This is a genomic window from Parasediminibacterium sp. HNIBRBA5674 (assembly GCF_056745525.1).
Genome location: NZ_JBQWIE010000018.1, coordinates 45,662 through 63,965 on the forward strand (window position 1 = coordinate 45,662; position 18,304 = coordinate 63,965).

Consider the following 18,304-nt stretch of genomic DNA (forward strand, 5'->3'; position numbering starts at 1 on the left):
TTATGCTTAATGCAATCATTTGGTTTGCTATAAAAAACAAACTCATTGTTGGGCTTTTCGTTATTGCCCTTATAGGCTATGGTAGCTATCAGGTAACAAAATTGCCAATAGATGCTGTGCCAGATATTACCAATAATCAGGTACAAGTAATTACCGTAGCACCATCATTTGGCGCTACAGATATAGAGCGCTTAATTACTTTTCCCATAGAACAAGCTAATAACAATATTTCTGGGTTAAAAGAAATAAGAAGTTTTTCAAGATTTGGTTTGTCGTTGGTAACCATAGTTTTTGACGATGCTACAGATGTTTACTGGGCTAGGCAACAAGTAGCAGAGCGATTACAAAAAGTGCAATCACAAATACCACAAGGCATTGGTACACCAGAACTAGGGCCTGTAAGTACAGGTTTAGGCGAAATTTACCAATACGTTGTAAGGCCAAAAACTGGTTATGAAAATAAATATACTTCTACTGAATTACGTACCATTCAAGATTGGTTAGTGCGCCGTCAATTGCTAGGCGTAAAAGGTGTTGCAGAAGTAAGCAGCTTTGGTGGTAAGCTTAAGCAATATTCAATAGAGGTTGATCCTAATAAACTGCAATCGTACAACATTACCATTGCGGATGTTTTTAAAGCCTTAGAAAATAATAACCAAAATACAGGTGGTGCTTATATTGAAAAAGGCTCAACGGTTTTGTATATAAGAACTGAAGGTTTGCTTGGCAATATTGATGATATTAAAAACATCAGTATTAAAAGTGCATCAAATGGAAATCCTTTGTTTATAAGAGATGTAGCCGATGTGGTGATTGGTAATGCAACCAGGTATGGTGCTATGTGCTATAATGATAAGGGTGAAGTAGCTGGTGCAATAGTAATGATGCTTAAAGGCGCTAATAGTAGCGATGTGATTAAAAATGTGAAAGAAAGGGTAGCGCAAATACAAAAAACATTGCCAGAAGGTGTATTAATTGAACCTTTTTTAGACCGTACTAAAATGGTAAATAATGCCATAGGTACTGTAGAAAAAAACTTGCTTGAAGGCGCATTAATTGTGGTATTTGTATTGGTACTATTTCTAGGTAATTTTAGAGCTGGTTTGTTGGTGGCTTCTGTTATTCCATTGGCTATGTTGTTTGCCATTATTATGATGAACTTATTTGGCGTAAGTGGTAATTTAATGAGCCTTGGTGCGCTAGATTTTGGGTTAATTGTAGATGGTGCCGTGATTATTGTAGAAGCAGTGATGCATCAATTATCTCATGGTAAAAAATTCGCTTCGATAGATAAGTTGACACAGCCACAAATGGATAAAGAAGTCAATCAGTCTGCAAGTAAAATGATGAATAGTGCTGTGTTTGGTCAAATCATCATTTTGGTAGTTTACTTGCCCATATTTACACTACAAGGTATTGAAGGCAAGATGTTTAAGCCAATGGCACAAACCGTAGCATTTGCCTTGCTTGGGGCATTTATTTTGTCATTGACTTATATACCAATGATGAGTGCTGTTTTCTTAAGTAAAAAAGTAAAACACAAGCACAACTTCTCAGACCGATTGATGGAAAAAGTTGAGCGTTGGTATCAACACGCATTAGATAGGGTAGTGGGTTTTTCTAAAGTGGTGCTACTATCTGTTATCAGCTTATTTGTTATTGCTGTTTTTGTATTAACCACACTTGGAGGCGAATTTATCCCTGCACTAGAAGAAGGCGATTTTGCAGTAGATACTAGGGTGCTTACTGGTAGTAATTTAAATACCACTATTGCAAGCACACAGCAAGCAGCTCATATTTTAAAAACACAATTTCCTGAGGTAGAAAAGGTAGTGACCAAAATAGGCAGCGGTGAAGTACCTACCGACCCAATGCCTATGGATGCAAGCGATATGATGGTAATACTAAAACCCAAAGCTGAATGGAAATCTGCAAAAACTTTTAGTGAGTTAAGTGAGAAAATGAGCGAAGCTTTACAAGCTGTACCAGGTGTTACTGCTGGCTTTCAGTTTCCTGTGCAAATGCGTTTTAATGAGTTAATGACTGGCGCAAGACAAGATGTGGTTTGTAAAATATTTGGTGAAGATTTAGATACCTTAGCTACTTATGCTAGTAAACTTGGTGCATTAGTAAACACTGTTGATGGCGCTGCAAACTTGTATGTAGAAGCAGTTGCAGGTATGCCACAAATCATCATCAATTACAATCGAAATACTATTGCGCAATATGGATTGAATATTGCCGACATCAACAAGATTGTGAATACTGCTTTTGCAGGGCAAAGCTCAGGTATGTTGTTTGAAGGCGAGAAGCGTTTTGATGTGGTGGTGAAATTAAAAGGCGATTTAAAAACAGATGTAAAAGATGTTCAAAACCTGCTAATACCTACACCACAAGGCGCTCAAATTCCTTTGTATCAACTAGCTGATGTACAAATAAAAGAAGGGCCTAACCAAATACAAAGAGAAGATGCCAAACGTAGAATTGTTGTTGGGTTTAATGTACGTGGTAGAGATGTGCAAACCATTGTAAATGAATTACAAGCTAAGGTAGATAAACAATTGAAACTACCAGCTGGTTACTATGTTACCTATGGTGGTGCATTTGAAAATTTGAATGCAGCCAAACAGCGCTTATTAATTGCTGTACCAGTATCATTGTTACTCATCTTTTTGTTACTCTACTTTGCCTTTAATTCTATTAAGCAGGGGCTATTAATTTACTCAGCTATACCATTATCTGCCATAGGTGGTATTTTGTTCTTAGCCTTACGTGGTATGCCTTTTAGCATCAGTGCAGGTGTTGGTTTTATTGCATTGTTTGGTGTAGCAGTGTTAAATGGTATTGTACTAATTGCAGAATTTAACCGCCTTAAAAAAGAAGGTTTAACCGATTTAAAACGTATTGTACTAATGGGCACAAAAGTAAGATTGAGACCAGTTTTAATGACAGCATTTGTTGCATCGTTAGGCTTTTTTCCAATGGCTGTAAGCAATGGTGCTGGTGCAGAAGTACAAAGACCACTAGCAACAGTGGTGATAGGTGGCTTGTTGATAGCAACTTTCTTAACGCTGTTTGTTTTGCCTGTACTATATATGACGTTTGAAAAAGGATTGGCAAAGCCCAAAAAGAGCGTAAGCACTGTAGTAATACTTGTTGGATTTTTGAGTGTAGCATCATTTGCGCAAGCACAAACACCAATAACACTTCAAGCAGCTATTGACACGGCTTTAAAGAATAATTTGCAGGTAAAAAATGAGCAGTTAAAAGCGCAGTATCAGCAGATGCTTACTAAAACGGCAACCTTATTACCACAAACCAATTTTATTGCTGAAGCAGGTCAGATTAATAGCATTTACAACGATACAAAGTTTAGTATCGGCCAGTCTATGAGTTTTCCAACAGTTTATGCAAAGCAAAAACAAATGCTGCAACAAGAGTGGAAAGCTGCTGTTTTGAATGTTGCAGTTAAACAAGCATTACTTAAAAAGCAAGTCGCACAAGTGTTTTACAATTTGGTGTATTTAAATCAAAAAAAAGCGCTTTTGCAATATACCGACAGCTTGTACAGGGCTTTCTATAAAAGGGCTGAATTACGCTTAGCTAAAGGCGAAGCAAATGTGCTAGAAAAAGCAAGTGCTGAAATACAGCTAGGGCAAATTGACATACAATTACACCAATTGCAACAAGATGCTAGCGTATTACAGTTACAGTTTCAGTTATTGTTAAACACCACAGTGGCTTTTACGCCTGATGTTTCAAACTATCAATTATCCTTTAATCAATTAAGAGACACAACTTTGTTGCAAACGCATCCTGCTATGCAATCTATAGCACAGCAACAGCAGCTTGCTGCTGCTAGTGTGGCAGTTGAGAAAAGCAAATTATTGCCAGATGTATCATTAGCCTATAACAATACAAGTATTAAAGGCACTGGTGCCGATAATGTGTTGTATGGGGCTTCACAGCGCTTTAGTTCTGTGCAGGTAGGTGTGGGTATTCCTATTTTCACGAAGGCGCAAAAGGAAAAAATTGCTAGTGCAAAGTTTAGCGAACAAGTAGCGAAAGATAATTTTAACGTAGCCTTGCAAAGCCTTCAAAGCGAATACAATCAACAATTACAGACGATTGAAAAGCATAAGCAAACTGTTAGTTATTATGAAAGTACAGCGCTTAAAAATGCGATTCTTATTACAACTACGGCAAATCAACAGCTTGCAAGTGGCAACATCAATTACCTAGAATGGGTACAATTAATGCATCAAGCAACTACTGTAAAAAGCGATTATGTTGAAGCTGTAAAAAGCTTGAATGATGCCATTATTGAATTGAATTATCTGATTAATAAATAACTATTTGCGCAGCTTGAAAATCATAAAACAAGTTGTGTATAAAAATACATTAGCACATGAAAAATACATTTTTTTTAGCAATAACTATAGTTGTAATGGCTGCTTGTGGTACCAAAAAAGCCGCTGAAGAAGCCAAAGCCGAAGAATTGAAAACTAATATTATTACCCTTACTGATGCGCAATATAAAAATGCAGCTTTAGTGCTTGGTAAAATTGGTCAGCAATCAATGTCAACAATACTGCGTGTAAATGGCAAAATAGATGTGCCACCACAAAATATTGTATCGATAAGTGTACCGCTTGGTGGCTATTTAAAAACTACCAAGCTATTGCCAGGTCAGCACGTAAGTAAAGGCGAAGTAATTGCAGTAATGGAAGACCAACAATACATACAATTGCAGCAAGATTACTTAACAGCTAAAGCAAAAATTAGCTATTTGGAAAATGAATATCAGCGTCAGAAAGAATTAAACGCAAGTAAAGCAAGTAGCGATAAAGTGTATCAGCTAGCAGAAAGCGATTATAAAACTCAGAAAGTGCTGATTACTGCTTTGGCAGAAAAGCTGCAATTAGCAGGTATTAATGTGTCAAAAATTAATGAAACTACTATTAGCAGAAGCGTCAATATTTATTCGCCTATAAACGGTTATGTTTCTAAGGTTAATGTAAATATTGGCAAATATGTGTCGCCTACAGATGTGTTGTTTGAATTAATCAATCCTACAGACATTCACTTGGCACTTAAAGTATATGAAAAAGACGTAGATAAGTTATTTATTGGGCAGAAGTTAATTGCTTATACCAACAATCAACCTGAGAAGAAGCATGAGTGTGAAGTGTTGCTAATTGGTAAAGACTTATCATCTGAAAGAAATACAGATGTGCATTGCCATTTTGAAGATTACGACAAATCTTTAATTCCTGGTACTTATATGAATGCTGAAATTAAAGTAACTAATGCCAAAGTGTATGCTTTACCTGAGGATGCCATTGTAAGATTCGAAAACAAGCAATATGTATTTACACAAGTTGCAGACAAGCAATTTCAAATGCTAGAAGTGCAAACTGGCGAAGCTAATAATGGTATAATTGAAGTGAAAAATGGTGAGTTATTGGCAAGCAAAAATATTGTTCAGAAAGGTGCTTACACCTTATTAATGAGCTTGAAGAACAAGTCAGAAGAGTAGGGTATGTGTGTAAATGTTACACATTTAACAAAGTCTTAGCCTTTTAAACTCAGGCTGCTTGAAGTATTGATATACATTTGCACCTCGAAAACGAGCAAGTAAATTTCTTCAAGCGTTTGATTGATACCTGAAGTACTTCTACAACGATTTTTATTTTATTAGCTGCCATCTGATTTGTTGCTCGAACAAAATTGTAATTAAAGAACAATAAAGGATAAATTATGAAACAGCAAGTAAATGCATCTGTTATTCAGATGGAAAATGAACAGTTAAAAGCATTATTAACTGAAACAAAAGAAACTGTTGCAAACGATATTAAATCAAATACTTTTAACGCAACAGATTTATGGAACATTCAACGCAAAATGAAACCAGCGTTAAGAACCAAGTTGACTGATAGATGGAAAATGTAATTCTATAAAACATACTTTAAAAAGCCTCAAAACAATTGTTCTGAGGCTTTTTTATTAGTTCTCTAGTTCAAGTAGTAGTGGTTAAAAACAAAAAAGCTTCACAATTGTGAAGCTTTTAAAGTGACCTCGTCAGGATTCAAACCTGAAACCTTCTGATCCGTAGTCAGATGCTCTATTCAGTTGAGCTACGAAGCCATTTTCCTTTCGGGTTGCAAATATAAGCGCATTTTTGAAACAAACAAATGTTCTGCAACTTTTTTATAAGCCATAGATATCTGCTGCGGCTTTTTCTAATATCTTTTTCGGTAGTAACCAAGTTAAAAGCAAGTTCACTTTATTTACAAAGCCAGTAACCACTTCACTTTTTTTCGCAAACATGGCATTAATGGCTTGCTCTGCAACATTACTTGGCTGCATGTTAAACTGAGCGGCTAATTTTTTTGCTTTTTCTGTCGTTACATCAGCTCTATTAGGGAAGTCAGTATCTGTTGCACCTGGGCAAACAACTGTTACTGATACATTGCTATGGCGCAATTCGTATTTTAAACCTCTGCTAAAGCTTAAAACAAAAGATTTAGTAGCTGCGTACAAACTTAAGCCCGGCACTGCTTGGTAAGCCGCTGAACTAGCAATATTAAGAATGTAGCTTGCTGGCTGTTTTTGTAAAATTGGTAGCAGTAAATACGTAAGCTGAACAGGTACCGTCATATTTACCTGCATCATATCGCTATGTTGTTGAAATTTATATTTTGTAAAGGCACCGCTCAAGCCGTACCCTGCATTGTTTACTAGAATATTTACGGCAAAATTATTCTCAGCAACCCAATTAGTAATATGCTGCGACGCAGCGTCTAATGATAAATCAACTGCTAGGTATTTTGCGTCAATTTTGTAGGTGTTCATCAATTGTTCTGCAAATTCTCTCAACAAATCCTCGCTTCTTGCAACTAGCAAAACGTTGATATTTCTTTTGGCTAACTGTTCTGCAATAGCTCTACCGATGCCTTTGCTAGCACCAGTGATAAGGGCATAACTCATAAAAACACAGTTTAATATTGGTTGCTACTTGTAATAGCTAATAAAGCGCAAAGTTAGTTTTATTACCTAACGGTTGCGCTTTAAAATGGATGATAATTATCAGTAAATGAATTGATTAAACATTGGGTAGGTTATAGCCACTATGATAATTGGCCATCAAATATTTTTTGTTGATGACATTATCAGTAAACAGGTGGGTTGTTATATCACCAATACCTACCGTTGAGGCACAAAAAAGCCGCACCAATAAACGTGCGGCTTTAGTAAAACCTAGCAACCATTGCGCTCATCATAAGGTAGCTTTATGCGCTGTAACTTCAGCAATAAAAGCCGTAATTTTTTGTAACTGCGCATCCATCAATGCTATATCATATTCTCTTTCTAGCACCGATACTGCGTTTTGCTTGCTGCCACTTTGATTTAGTTTTCTAAGGCGTAATTCCAATTCTAGTTTCTTCGTAATTTCTATTTCCTTTTTTTCGCCCTCGGGTAATACCGCTAATAATGCATTCGTGTTAGTCAATTCTGCATTTATTTCTGCTATTTCGGCACTTGTTTCTACAATGTCCTCAGCAGAGTTTTCGGTACGTACCTCAAGCGATTGCTTGCGGGCTACTAATGTGCGTTGGTCACGCTCGGCGGTTTTAATTAGGCTATCTGCTTCGGCAGTTTGCGTAATCAAGTTAAAAGAGTAAGGCATATATTAAATGGCTGTTGTTTTATCAGCCATTTCAAAAATAAAAAATTGCTATATGCATTACAGTTCGTTAACTGTTAAAATAAATATAATCATTTAAAATGTTTTAGCGCAAGTTATTTCGGCTTCTAGGCCACTGATGGCTATCAGCGTTTGCACTCGCAGCAAGTGGTATTTTTTTAGTTTACTACTTGCTTTTCGTTGCAGTATAGCCCATTGTAGGCGGGCAGTTTCTGTGAGTGAACTATCTGTACCCAATACACTAGCCACATGTAGCAATTGCTGTGCTTGTTGCAATTTTTCGGTAATGGCTGCTAATTGCAATTGTTGTTGTTGTAATTGTGCCTCGCAGGTTTTTATATGCTTGTTCAGCATGGTTTGGGTGGCAGCATCGGGTGGGGTAGTGGTATTAGCCAATTGTTCTGTAGTAAGTAGGGCATTTTGAATAGCCACCATCGCAAGGCTAGCGGTTGTGGGCAAGTTTCGCTTACTAGTTTCTGCCATAGATAGTAAGCCACGGTCACAATCTACCAATGTTGCAAATGCAGCTTGCGATATACCTAATGCTTGCCTGATGCTTAATATAAAATTCATTGTTGCAATTTTGGTACAAATTTATAAAACTGCAACGAGTTTGTTGCAGTTTTACTTGTTGCAATTTATTTTGCAACAATGAGAATTGCAACAAGGTTAAAGAAAACACGCTAACATTGAAAATATTAAACTAGGTTTATTAAATAGATTAATTATAGTTTATGTTCTTAGTATTAGAGAAGATCTTTTAGACGCTATAACAATAAATCTTTATTCCTAATAAAGCCCAAGATACCCTTTGTATTAAAGTATTTAGTGTCTTTAATAACATGCATCAACCAGTTTCAAAACTGAACAATTAAGTAACTCTGAAAAGATAAAATTGCTAAAAAAATTCGCAATTTTATGGTAGTAAACAACGACTAGAACTTATATTTGTCATCTATTGACAAGATTTTTAAATCAAATCAAAAATGGAAAATTTTGGAGACCAAGTAAGACAGTTAAGGAAAGACAAAGATTGGACTTTGACAAAGCTTGCTGCGATGCTAGATATGGATTCTGCAAATCTTAGTAAAATAGAAACTGGTAAAAGAAGTTTTGACGAAAAGAAGCTACCTCTTTTTTGTAAAATCTTTTCTCTTGATTTAGAAAAGATGAAAACTGAATTACTAAGTGAAAAATTTGCAAACAAGGTCTATTCTGAAAATGTGGATGAAGCGGTTTTCCATTTAGCTGAACAAAAAGTAAAGTATTTAATTAAAAACTATAAACACTAGTATGTTACAATATAAGTTTCCAAAAGAATCGTTAATGCTTGTTGAAGAGCCGCAGATTAGACTTTTTGAGGATGATTTTGTTATTCACCCAAAAAAAGAATTTATCGGTATCAAGTATAATCAAAGAGGCTATACAGTTAATGATAAGGTTGATGAAATTATTGATAGTAAAATTCAAACAATAGGGTTCTTCTCTGGTGCAGGTGGGTTAGACATAGGTTCTCAATTAGCAGGTTCTAAAGTTATTTCAAGTTTAGATTTTGATAGAGATAGTGTAGCTACAATGAGGTCAAATAAATATTTTGCTCATTCAAAGCATTTTCACAGAGATATAAAAGAAATGACTGCATCTGATTATACCCAAATAATAAAGGAAAATAAACCTGAAAAACTTATCCTAGTAGGTGGGCCACCTTGCCAGCCATTTTCAAAAGCAGGTTATTGGGTTACTCACAAAAATAGACTTGGGAGTGAAGACCCCCGAAATATGATTGGTCAATATTTGCGAATTGTAGAAGAATTAAAACCTGATGGTTTTTTACTGGAAAACGTTGAGAGTTTAATGCACCCAAAAAATGCAAATGCAGTTTCAGACTTGACAGAAGCTATTGACAAATTGGGTTATAAGTTTATAGTGTATAGAGCAAATGCTCAAGATTTTGGGGTGCCACAAAAAAGGAAAAGAGTTTTTTTTATTGCATCAAAAAAAGGCATCGTGGGAAATCCGATAAAAACTCACGGCGAAGAAATTGAAATAATGATGAACAATAATCTTTTGCCATATGAAAAAGTGATTGACTGGATAGGCAAATTTGATAATGACCAATATTTTGAACCCGAAGAATTAACAACAGGAAAAACATATGATGAAGAATTAAAACAAATTCCGCCAGGTCAAAACTATTTTGCTCTATCAGAAAGAAGTGGACACCCTAACCCCAAATTTTTAGCAAACAAAAGATTTTGGAGTTTCTTATTAAAACTTCATCCTAATAAACCATCTTGGACAATTGCTGCCCAACCCGGCCCCTGGGTTGGTCCATTTCATTGGAATAATAGAAGATTAAGAGTTCCCGAAAGTGCTGCTATTCAAACATTCCCTGAGGATTACCATTTTGTAGGAACTAGACGTTCGGTTCAAAAACAAATAGGCAATGCTGTTCCAGCATTGCTTGGTAAGGCAATGGTAAACCATTTAATTTTTAATATTTAATGAAACCAAAAATTGTAAGTATATTCTCAGGTGTAGGCGGTATTGATTTTGGTTTTGAAAAAGCTGGTTTTGAGACTGTTTTTGCATGCGATATTTGGGATAGAGCTTGTGACTCTTTGAATGCAAATTTCCCGAACGCAGAAATAGTTTGCGATACAATTGAAAATATTGACTTTAAGAAAATCAAAAACAATCACAAGGAAATTGATGGGTTAGTTGGAGGCCCGCCTTGCCCCCCATTTTCAAAATCAAGGTTTTATAGAAAGGAAAAAGAAAGAGGAATAAATGACGAGGATGGTTTTATGACTGTATCGAATTATTTTAGAGCAGTCCAAGATTTAAACCCAAAATTTTTCTTTTTTGAAAATGTTCACGGCTTTGTATTCAAACCTCATAAGTCTGCTTTAGAACTAGTTGAGGCAGAAAGCGAAAGACTTGGGTATAAAATATTTCATAATGTTGTTAATGCCGCAGACTTTGGCGTAGCACAAACAAGACAAAGGTTTATTTGTGTTGGCATAAAAAAAAGTATGGCGGATTTTATCTTTCCAAAGCCAACGCATACTGAAAATCCAAAGCCTGAAACGAAATTAAAAAAGTGGGTTACTTGTGGTGATATTTTAAATGATATAGATTTTGATTTACCCGAAGACTCAAAAATGGAGGCAGGGTCTAAACATAAAGAGTTATTAAAGAAAATTCCAGCGGGCGATAACTATCTTTTTTTTACAAAAGAAAGAAATCATCCAAAGCCAATTTTTGTATGGCGTTCGAGATATTGGTCTTTTTTATTGAAACTTTCACCCGAAAGACCTTCTTGGACAATACAAGCAAGTCATTCAAATAATATGGGTCCGTTTCACTGGAAAAATAGATTTTTGCGAATAAATGAAATAAAACGAATACAGTCTTTTGAAGATAAACATATATTTATTGGAAGTTTTAAAGAGCAATGGAGGCAAATAGGAAATGCAGTACCGCCATTGTTGGCTTTTCACTTTGCTAAAGAAATTAAAAAACAATACTTTAAACTATGAGTGTAAGAAATACAATCAATTTGACGCCATCAGATTTGAAATATTTACTCATTGACAGTTTACGTTTGTATTCAGACAATGTGGTCTTCATTGACGGAAAAAATCCTTACAGATTTTCAATAAATAAAAAGACATTTTATGTTTTTATACATAATGTTCACGAATCTGGAGAAGGTAGAGGCAATCAAGATGAATGCAGAATCCAGGTTGCGAAATCTAAAAATTTCAATGCTGCAATGAATTCGGGAACTGACGTAATAATGCTAGGTTATTTAGCAGATGAAAAGGTTTTTACTGCTTGGAATCCTTTCTTAATGAGAGATAGGTTTAACCGAAAACAAACTATATCACTGTACTCAAGATTTTCTGTTCAAAGACATGCTGCCACAAGTAAAATCGCTGCATATAGAGACACAAAAGGTCAATCTGTTCTAAGTTTTCTACCAGACTATTTGGGTTTGTATCTAGAGAATTTATCAAATATTCATTTGCTAAATGATGTTGAATTACTTGCTTTAGTTAATCAATCGGACACATTAAATACACAAAATCTTGATGGTGAGGTGGATTTCCCAGAAGGGCATTTAACAATCACACACACAAGGTATAAACGTGACCCAAGGTTCAAATCTCTAGTTTACGATGCTTACAATAACAAATGTGCAATGTGTAGCATTGGGTTAGAGCTTGTAGAAGCTGCTCACATTGTTCCTCATTCTCACGAAAAAGGAACTGATGAAATTGGCAATGGAATAAGTCTTTGTGCTTTACATCATACTGCCTATGACCGTTCATTAATATATTTTGACACAGATTTTAATATTTTAATCAACACGACGAAAATGGAGTACTTGGAAAAAGTGGGTTTGGATTCAGGGTTTAGAAAATTCCAAGCACTGGCATTTGACAAAATACAACTACCTACAAACCACACACTAAGACCAAACATAGAAAACATAAATTTAGCAAACCAAGCAAGAGGAATTAGCTAGTTGACATGTTAATATAGGAATATTTACAAGAAACAAAATTCACTCTCAAAGCTTACCTAGCGGAAAAGTCTTTCTGCTAGGCGATGACAATTTCCTAAGGGCATGTCGCCTAAACAGATAAAAGGGTTTTCCTAATCCCTCAATTATCTCGGCTCAGTAGAATTGCAACTTTTTGCATCATCATGAACTAGCATTTACAAATCTGCCATAGCTATCCACAATCTGTTGCAGTTTGCACAAAAATCTTCAAAACTGCAACACACATGTTGCAGTTTTGTCTGTTGCATTTTATTTTGCAACGCTAAAAATTGCAACAGGTATTTTCTTGCAAAAGGTTTTACATGTATACGCTTTAAACATTGGGTAGTTTATAACCATTATGATAATTGGCCATCAAATATTTTTTGTTGATAGCATTATCAGTAAATTGATTGGTTGTTTTATTCCAAAATAATTTTTGCTGGCTGCGGTAAGCAATATTGCCCATTTGCGATAGCGAAGCAATAGCTGCACCTGCTTGAATAGGGCAGTGCAGGTCCTCTGCTTTTCTAGATTTTACAACGCTAATAAAGTTGTCCATATGCTTGTTTAAGCCATTGTCTATTTGTTTGGTAAATGGTACTACTACTTTGTGTGCATTTTTCTTTTCTTCAATTACTTCCCAGCCGTCTCTATTTAAAACCAACGTGCCATTATTGCCTATAAATGCAATGCCATGTGTACGATTGTAATCACCATTACCTATGCCTACTGCATGATCCCAAATGATATTGAAATTATCAAATTCGTACAAAGCCATCAAAGTGTCTGGTGTTTCATCCGCTGAATCTGGCTTCGCAAATTTACCACCAACAGTTACGATTGATTTTGGTGTATCTACTTGCATACCAAGTAGGGCATAGTCTAGCAAATGCACACCCCAATCGGTCATTAAACCGCCTGCATAATCCCAAAACCAACGAAATGTAAAATGAAAACGGTTGGGATTAAAGGGCCTTTGCATAGCTGGGCCTAGCCATTTTGTATAATCAACACCTGCTGGTACTGGCGCATTTGGCTTTACGTCTAGCGGCTGTTTCCAATCTAAATAGCACCATGTTTTTACAGTTCTAATATTGCCAAGTTGCCCACTGTGTACAAATTTTATGGCATCACCAAAATGTTGCTGGCTACGCTGCCACTGGCCAGCTTGTACCATTTTGCCATAACGTTGCTGCGCCGCCACCATTGTTCTACATTCAATAATTGAGTTGCCTACAGGTTTTTCTATGTACACATCTTTTCCTGCTTCACATGCGTGAATCATTTGTAAGGCATGCCAATGGTCTGGTGTGCCAATGATGACTGCATCAATATCTTTTTGGTCAAGTAATTGTCTATAATCGTTGTATAGCTTTATTTTACTGGTGTCAATATTCATTTTGGCTAAATCTGCCATGCGCTTATCCAACACATTTTTATCAACATCGCAAAGGGCAATCACATTTACGCCGGGAATTTTTAAGGCTGCCGTTAAATCTGACCAGCCCATACCATTAATGCCAATGGCACCAATATTTACTTGGTCGCTCGGCATAATGTTTTTTTTGAAAAATGCAAATACTTGATTGTTGAAGGCACTTGCAGCGGCAGTACCGCCCATTAAAAGTGCAGACTTTTGTAGAAAGTCTCTTCTAGAGTTTGATGACATATGGCAATGGTTTTAAAACAAATTAGCCCTGATGAATTGCTTCGTCAGGGCTCATAAAATTATAGAATTATTGGTTCGGCTTTATTTCTTTTTTACCGCAGCTTTCTTTTTAGGGGCAGCCTTTTTAGCTGGTGCGGCTTTCTTTGCAAATGCACCTGGTACTTGCGCTTCAATCATTGCCTTTACACTTTCTAGTGGCAATGTTGCGGCTTCTTCAGCAGTATATTTTTTACCTGTTAGCTTCAGCATTTTTTTGCCAAAACGTACAAATGGCCCCCATCTACCATTTTCAATCGTAATTTTTTCAGCAGGCCATTGTTGTATGTAACGGTTGGCTTCTTTCTCTAATTTTTTCTCAATTAACGTATTAATATCTGCTTGGGTTAAATTATCGTAATCAAAACCTTTTGGTATGTTTATGTACAAATCATCCCATTTTATAAATGGCCCAAAGCGCCCTTTGCCTTTGGTTACAGGTTTTTCTTCATAATGGCCTATTGCTGCATCTGCGGCTTGCTTTTGATTAATCAATTCAAGCGCTCTATCCATATCTATTTCAAGCGGCTCATCTGTTTTAGCCAAAGAAATAAATTGGTCTTTATACTTGATGTATGGGCCAAATCTTCCTGCATTTACAATTAATTCTTCACCATTGTATTCACCCAAAGAGCGTGGCAATTGAAATAATTCCATGGCTTGTTCCATAGTAATGGTTTCAATACTTTGGTTAGATTTTAACTTGGCAAAACGTGGTTTTTCGTTTTCGTCAGTTGTATCACCTATTTGTACCATTGGGCCGTATCTACCCATTCTTGCAATTACTTTCTTACCAGTTTCTGCTACAAAACCTAGTTCTCGTTCGCCTTTGGCTCTTTCAGCGGTTTCAAGTGTATTTTCAATATTGGTATGAAATGGTTTATAAAAACCATCAATCATGTTGCTCCAAATAATTTTGCCTTCGGCTATTTGGTCAAATTCTTCTTCAATTTTAGCGGTGAAGCTAAAATCCATTACTTTTTTAAAATGTTGGTTTAAAAAGTCAGTAACTACCAAGCCTAAATCTGTAGGAAATAACTTGGCTTTTTCTGCACCAGTATTTTCCATCAACATCGATTTTTCAATCTCGTTTTTGGCTGTTAGGCGCAACACATTTACCTGCCTTTTTACACCATCTTTATCACGTTTTTCAACGTAATTTCTTTTAATAATGGTTGTAATAGTTGGTGCATAAGTAGAAGGACGACCAATGCCTAATTCTTCCATCTTTTTTACCAAAGAAGCCTCTGTATATCTTGCTGCTGCTCTTGTAAATTTCTCAGTAGCCGTCATCTCTTTAAAGTCAAGCACTTGACCAATATTTAAAGGTGGCAGCATGCCTTCTGTATCTTCTTCATCTTCATCGTCACGGCCTTCTAAATACACTTTTAAGAAGCCATCAAACTTCATTACTTCACCAGTTGCAGCAAGCTGTTCTTTATTGGTAGAAATATTGATTTTAGCAGTTGTTTTTTCAAATTCAGCATCACTCATTTGAGAAGCGATGGTACGTTTCCAAATTAACTCGTACAAGCGTCTACCATCTTCGTCAGCTACTGTGTGGTGGCTCATGTACGTAGGACGAATGGCTTCGTGGGCTTCTTGAGCGCTTTCGTTTTTATTTTTAAACTTGCGTGGCTGATGGTATTTATTACCAAAGGCAGTGTTGATTTCTTTACTAATATCTGCTAATGCGGTATCGCTTAAATTAAAGCTATCGGTACGCATATAAGTGATGTGACCATGCTCGTACAATTTCTGTGCAATTAGCATGGTTTTACTTACACCATAGCCTAGCTTTCTAGAAGCTTCTTGCTGTAGGGTAGAAGTGGTGAAAGGCGCTGCTGGTGTACGTTTTGCAGGTTTTACCTCAATGCTAGCAACGGTATAATTGGCGTTAATACAAGTATTTAAAAACTGCTGCGCATTTTGCAAAGTTGCCACCTTAGATGGGCCTTCTGCTTTAAACGTTACAGGCTTGTTGTTAATGTCTTTAGCGGCAAAAAAAGCTTCAACTTTATAGCTACTTTCTGGCGCAAAATGGTTGATTTCTCTTTCTCTATCTACAATTAAACGTACCGCCACGCTTTGTACACGGCCAGCACTTAAACTTGGTTGTACTTTTTTCCATAAAACAGGGCTTAATTCAAAACCCACCAATCTATCTAATACACGACGAGCTTGCTGTGCATTTACCAAATCCATGTTTATTTTACGTGGATTGGCAACTGCTTTTTTAATAGCCGGTGCAGTAATTTCGTGAAACACAATACGTTTTGTTTCTTTTGGATCGAGGCCTAAAACTTCCGCTAAATGCCAGCTAATACTTTCACCTTCGCGGTCTTCATCGGATGCAAGCCAAACCTCTTTTGATTTTTTTGCAAGGCTTTTTAATTCGCTAACGACTTTTAGTTTGTCTTCAGGCACTTTGTAGCGAGGTAGATAATGATTGTTTAAATCAATACCCATATCATCTTTTTCAAGGTCGCGAATGTGACCGTAGCAGCTACGTACATCAAAGTCGTTACCTAAGATTTTTTCTATGGTTTTTGCCTTTGCAGGCGACTCTACAATTAATAAATTCTTGCTCATAATGTCTGAACCTTGATTTATGTGACTTGCGAAATTATTGGTATAAGCTGAGAAAGGTTGAATTTGTTGCAGTCGGTACTTCATTTTATTCAGTATAAACTCTCAACTGAAGTTCAATAGACATTCAACTGCTGGCTACAAAAAATGCTTTTCTACTTGCTTAGCTAATTAGGTGCAAATCTATACTCAGGTTGGTGCAATATTAGTTCAATAGTCGAAAACACAAAAAATGTTAAGAAAATGTATAGGTTTTAGAATTTTATTTTTTGGCACGCCTTTGGAATTATAGTAAGTAACTAAAACGTTATACCATGAAAAAGATGATTACACTTGCCGCTTTAGTAACCGTTATTTTTTCTTCGTTACAAGTAAATGCTCAACGCGGTTATGAGCGTGATAGAAGAGACAATGACAGACGAGATTATAGAGATGATAGACGCGACGATAGAAGAGATAGACGTGATGATTACAGAGATGATAGAAGAGATGACAGACGTGACTATTATAGAGATAACAGGTATGTAAATAGAGCGCCTGTTCGCAGAGGCTTTTATTATTATCCTCAAGCCAATGTGTACTTTAACCCAGTTGCACACAACTATTACTATTCTAGAAATGGTGCTTGGGTAACTGTAAATACTTTGCCTAGAGATGTGTATTTAGGCCAAAGCTATCAAGAAGTGTATTGCAACGATAATGAAGATATTTGGGCTTACAATCGTACACACATTGATTGCTACAGACCTGCACCAAGACCTGTGTATGTGGCGCAACCTGTAAGACCAAGAGTTGCAGTAGGTATTAATTTAGGTGTGAGATTTTAAACTATTATCACTCTACATATAAAATGAATGGCGGCCTTAAGGCCGCCATTTTTATTTTTTAAAGAAGTTGATGATTGTTTTTACCGTTTTGCCTTCTCTGTAAATTTTACTATGACCTAAGCCTGTAGTTATGTAAAACTCAACATGTGGCAAATTGAGTGCTTGTACTGGTTTTACATCGTCAAAAGTACAAATAGCGTCTTCTGTATCGTGTAGCCAAAGTGTGGGCGTATTAAACTTTTGTACCGCCGTACTTGTGGCAAAATAGCTAATGGGTTGCTTTGAAAAATCAACAATATAATCTGTCAACGCTTGTTTGATATCATTGCCAAGATGCAAGAATTTGATAAACCCATTGATAGCTGTTGTGGTTTCAACGGCTGGTGCAATTAAAACAAGTTTCTCTAGATTAGGTAAATGTTCTGCCGCCAATGAGGCTGCCAAGCCTCCAATACTGTGTGCCATAATACCGTACAAAGGGCCGAATGTTTTGTTAAACTCAATCATTGACTGGCTGTAGTACAAAGCATTTATGGTTTTACCATCGCTAATACCATGGCCAGGCGCATCGTAAGCAAAAACTTCAAAGCCAGCTTTTAGTAATGGATGAATGTATTTTTCAAAGCGATAGCTAAAACTATCGAAGCCATGATTGATTAATATTTTTTTGCCGTTTGGCTCTTTAGGCTGCCAATGCCAACCACGCAGCGTTAAGCCTTCAAACTGAAAACTAATTTTTTCAGCTTCTTGAAAAGTGGTTGGTTCTGGCCTTACAGGTTTGCCGCTGTAAGGTGTACAGAAAATTTTAAACGCATATTCAGCCGCTTTTCTTGGTGATATAAGCGCTAATGTTGTAATCTTTGTTTTGTAATAGTTGATGGCTATTGATTGAGCTAACTTCATTTACCCGTTTTAAGTTG

General features: G+C 36.3%; 14 protein-coding genes and 1 tRNA gene. 8 read left to right on the forward strand and 7 right to left on the reverse strand.

Annotated elements, in window-relative coordinates:
• Positions 1-2 precede the first annotated feature (2 nt).
• From ACT9TX_RS10355 to ACT9TX_RS10365, 3 genes are all read left to right on the forward strand, one after another.
• Positions 3-4,352, forward strand: coding sequence for a CusA/CzcA family heavy metal efflux RND transporter (locus ACT9TX_RS10355; protein ID WP_481338214.1), 4,350 nt, complete (start codon positions 3-5; stop codon positions 4,350-4,352).
• 56 nt (positions 4,353-4,408) lie between these two features.
• A complete protein-coding gene (locus ACT9TX_RS10360; protein WP_481338215.1) occupies positions 4,409-5,539 on the forward strand; it encodes an efflux RND transporter periplasmic adaptor subunit in 1,131 nt (376 codons plus the stop codon).
• A 221-nt stretch (positions 5,540-5,760) separates the two neighbouring features.
• Positions 5,761-5,952 carry a hypothetical protein gene (locus tag ACT9TX_RS10365; protein ID WP_481338216.1) on the forward strand — a complete coding sequence of 64 codons (192 nt, stop codon included), beginning with the start codon at positions 5,761-5,763 and terminating at the stop codon, positions 5,950-5,952.
• 121 nt (positions 5,953-6,073) lie between these two features.
• Here ACT9TX_RS10365 and ACT9TX_RS10370 read toward each other — a convergent pair.
• The 4 genes from ACT9TX_RS10370 to ACT9TX_RS10385 all read right to left on the reverse strand — a co-directional run bounded on the left by ACT9TX_RS10370 (position 6,074) and on the right by ACT9TX_RS10385 (position 8,281).
• Positions 6,074-6,147, reverse strand: a tRNA-Arg gene (locus ACT9TX_RS10370).
• A gap of 63 nt (positions 6,148-6,210) precedes the next feature.
• Positions 6,211-6,990: an SDR family NAD(P)-dependent oxidoreductase gene (locus ACT9TX_RS10375; RefSeq protein WP_481338217.1), complete on the reverse strand. Its 780-nt coding sequence runs from the start codon at positions 6,988-6,990 to the stop codon at positions 6,211-6,213.
• 289 nt (positions 6,991-7,279) lie between these two features.
• The gene (locus ACT9TX_RS10380; RefSeq protein WP_481338218.1) at positions 7,280-7,690 is read right to left on the reverse strand and encodes a hypothetical protein; all 411 of its coding nucleotides are present in this window, start codon (positions 7,688-7,690) and stop codon (positions 7,280-7,282) included.
• Positions 7,691-7,783: 93 nt separating this feature from the next.
• Positions 7,784-8,281, reverse strand: a complete 498-nt coding sequence (locus tag ACT9TX_RS10385) for a hypothetical protein (protein ID WP_481338219.1) — start codon at positions 8,279-8,281, stop codon at positions 7,784-7,786.
• Between the two features lie 413 nt (positions 8,282-8,694).
• Here ACT9TX_RS10385 and ACT9TX_RS10390 point away from each other — a divergent pair, with 413 nt between their 5' ends.
• Genes ACT9TX_RS10390 through ACT9TX_RS10405 form a run of 4 tightly spaced genes read left to right on the forward strand, consistent with a single transcriptional unit; the run spans position 8,695 to position 12,242 of the window.
• Positions 8,695-9,000, forward strand: coding sequence for a helix-turn-helix domain-containing protein (locus tag ACT9TX_RS10390; protein WP_481338220.1), 306 nt, complete (start codon positions 8,695-8,697; stop codon positions 8,998-9,000).
• Between the two features lies 1 nt (position 9,001).
• A complete protein-coding gene (locus ACT9TX_RS10395) occupies positions 9,002-10,213 on the forward strand; it encodes a DNA cytosine methyltransferase (protein WP_481338221.1) in 1,212 nt (403 codons plus the stop codon).
• Complete coding sequence (locus tag ACT9TX_RS10400; RefSeq protein WP_481338222.1) at positions 10,213-11,250, forward strand: DNA cytosine methyltransferase; 1,038 nt, start codon at positions 10,213-10,215, stop codon at positions 11,248-11,250. The genes ACT9TX_RS10395 and ACT9TX_RS10400 overlap by 1 nt, the downstream gene beginning before the upstream one ends.
• Positions 11,247-12,242 (forward strand): HNH endonuclease, encoded by a 996-nt coding sequence (locus ACT9TX_RS10405; protein ID WP_481338223.1) that lies wholly within the window; start codon positions 11,247-11,249, stop codon positions 12,240-12,242. The genes ACT9TX_RS10400 and ACT9TX_RS10405 overlap by 4 nt, the downstream gene beginning before the upstream one ends.
• Before the next feature lie 352 nt (positions 12,243-12,594).
• On the opposite strand, the gene ACT9TX_RS10410 is transcribed toward ACT9TX_RS10405, so the two are convergent.
• Both ACT9TX_RS10410 and topA read right to left on the reverse strand, forming a co-directional pair.
• A complete protein-coding gene (locus tag ACT9TX_RS10410; protein WP_481338224.1) occupies positions 12,595-13,932 on the reverse strand; it encodes a Gfo/Idh/MocA family protein in 1,338 nt (445 codons plus the stop codon).
• Positions 13,933-14,013: 81 nt separating this feature from the next.
• On the reverse strand, positions 14,014-16,560 hold the full coding sequence (topA, locus tag ACT9TX_RS10415; RefSeq protein ID WP_481338225.1) for a type I DNA topoisomerase: 2,547 nt from the start codon (positions 16,558-16,560) through the stop codon (positions 14,014-14,016).
• Positions 16,561-16,871: 311 nt separating this feature from the next.
• Here topA and ACT9TX_RS10420 point away from each other — a divergent pair, with 311 nt between their 5' ends.
• On the forward strand, positions 16,872-17,384 hold the full coding sequence (locus tag ACT9TX_RS10420; protein WP_481338226.1) for a hypothetical protein: 513 nt from the start codon (positions 16,872-16,874) through the stop codon (positions 17,382-17,384).
• A 51-nt stretch (positions 17,385-17,435) separates the two neighbouring features.
• Here ACT9TX_RS10420 and ACT9TX_RS10425 read toward each other — a convergent pair whose 3' ends face one another.
• Positions 17,436-18,287: an alpha/beta hydrolase gene (locus ACT9TX_RS10425; protein ID WP_481338227.1), complete on the reverse strand. Its 852-nt coding sequence runs from the start codon at positions 18,285-18,287 to the stop codon at positions 17,436-17,438.
• Positions 18,288-18,304: the final 17 nt, after the last annotated feature.

Excerpts from the sequence above, each read along its gene's own strand:
- ACT9TX_RS10355 (WP_481338214.1), top strand. The coding sequence starts at position 3 with ATGCTTAATGCAATCATTTGGTTTGCTATAAAAAACAAACTCATTGTT.
- ACT9TX_RS10360 (WP_481338215.1), top strand. The coding sequence starts at position 4,409 with ATGAAAAATACATTTTTTTTAGCAATAACTATAGTTGTAATGGCTGCT.
- ACT9TX_RS10365 (WP_481338216.1), top strand. The coding sequence starts at position 5,761 with ATGAAACAGCAAGTAAATGCATCTGTTATTCAGATGGAAAATGAACAG.
- ACT9TX_RS10375 (WP_481338217.1), bottom strand. The coding sequence starts at position 6,990 with ATGAGTTATGCCCTTATCACTGGTGCTAGCAAAGGCATCGGTAGAGCT.
- ACT9TX_RS10380 (WP_481338218.1), bottom strand. The coding sequence starts at position 7,690 with ATGCCTTACTCTTTTAACTTGATTACGCAAACTGCCGAAGCAGATAGC.
- ACT9TX_RS10385 (WP_481338219.1), bottom strand. The coding sequence starts at position 8,281 with ATGAATTTTATATTAAGCATCAGGCAAGCATTAGGTATATCGCAAGCT.
- ACT9TX_RS10390 (WP_481338220.1), top strand. The coding sequence starts at position 8,695 with ATGGAAAATTTTGGAGACCAAGTAAGACAGTTAAGGAAAGACAAAGAT.
- ACT9TX_RS10395 (WP_481338221.1), top strand. The coding sequence starts at position 9,002 with ATGTTACAATATAAGTTTCCAAAAGAATCGTTAATGCTTGTTGAAGAG.
- ACT9TX_RS10400 (WP_481338222.1), top strand. The coding sequence starts at position 10,213 with ATGAAACCAAAAATTGTAAGTATATTCTCAGGTGTAGGCGGTATTGAT.
- ACT9TX_RS10405 (WP_481338223.1), top strand. The coding sequence starts at position 11,247 with ATGAGTGTAAGAAATACAATCAATTTGACGCCATCAGATTTGAAATAT.
- ACT9TX_RS10410 (WP_481338224.1), bottom strand. The coding sequence starts at position 13,932 with ATGTCATCAAACTCTAGAAGAGACTTTCTACAAAAGTCTGCACTTTTA.
- topA (WP_481338225.1), bottom strand. The coding sequence starts at position 16,560 with ATGAGCAAGAATTTATTAATTGTAGAGTCGCCTGCAAAGGCAAAAACC.
- ACT9TX_RS10420 (WP_481338226.1), top strand. The coding sequence starts at position 16,872 with ATGAAAAAGATGATTACACTTGCCGCTTTAGTAACCGTTATTTTTTCT.
- ACT9TX_RS10425 (WP_481338227.1), bottom strand. The coding sequence starts at position 18,287 with ATGAAGTTAGCTCAATCAATAGCCATCAACTATTACAAAACAAAGATT.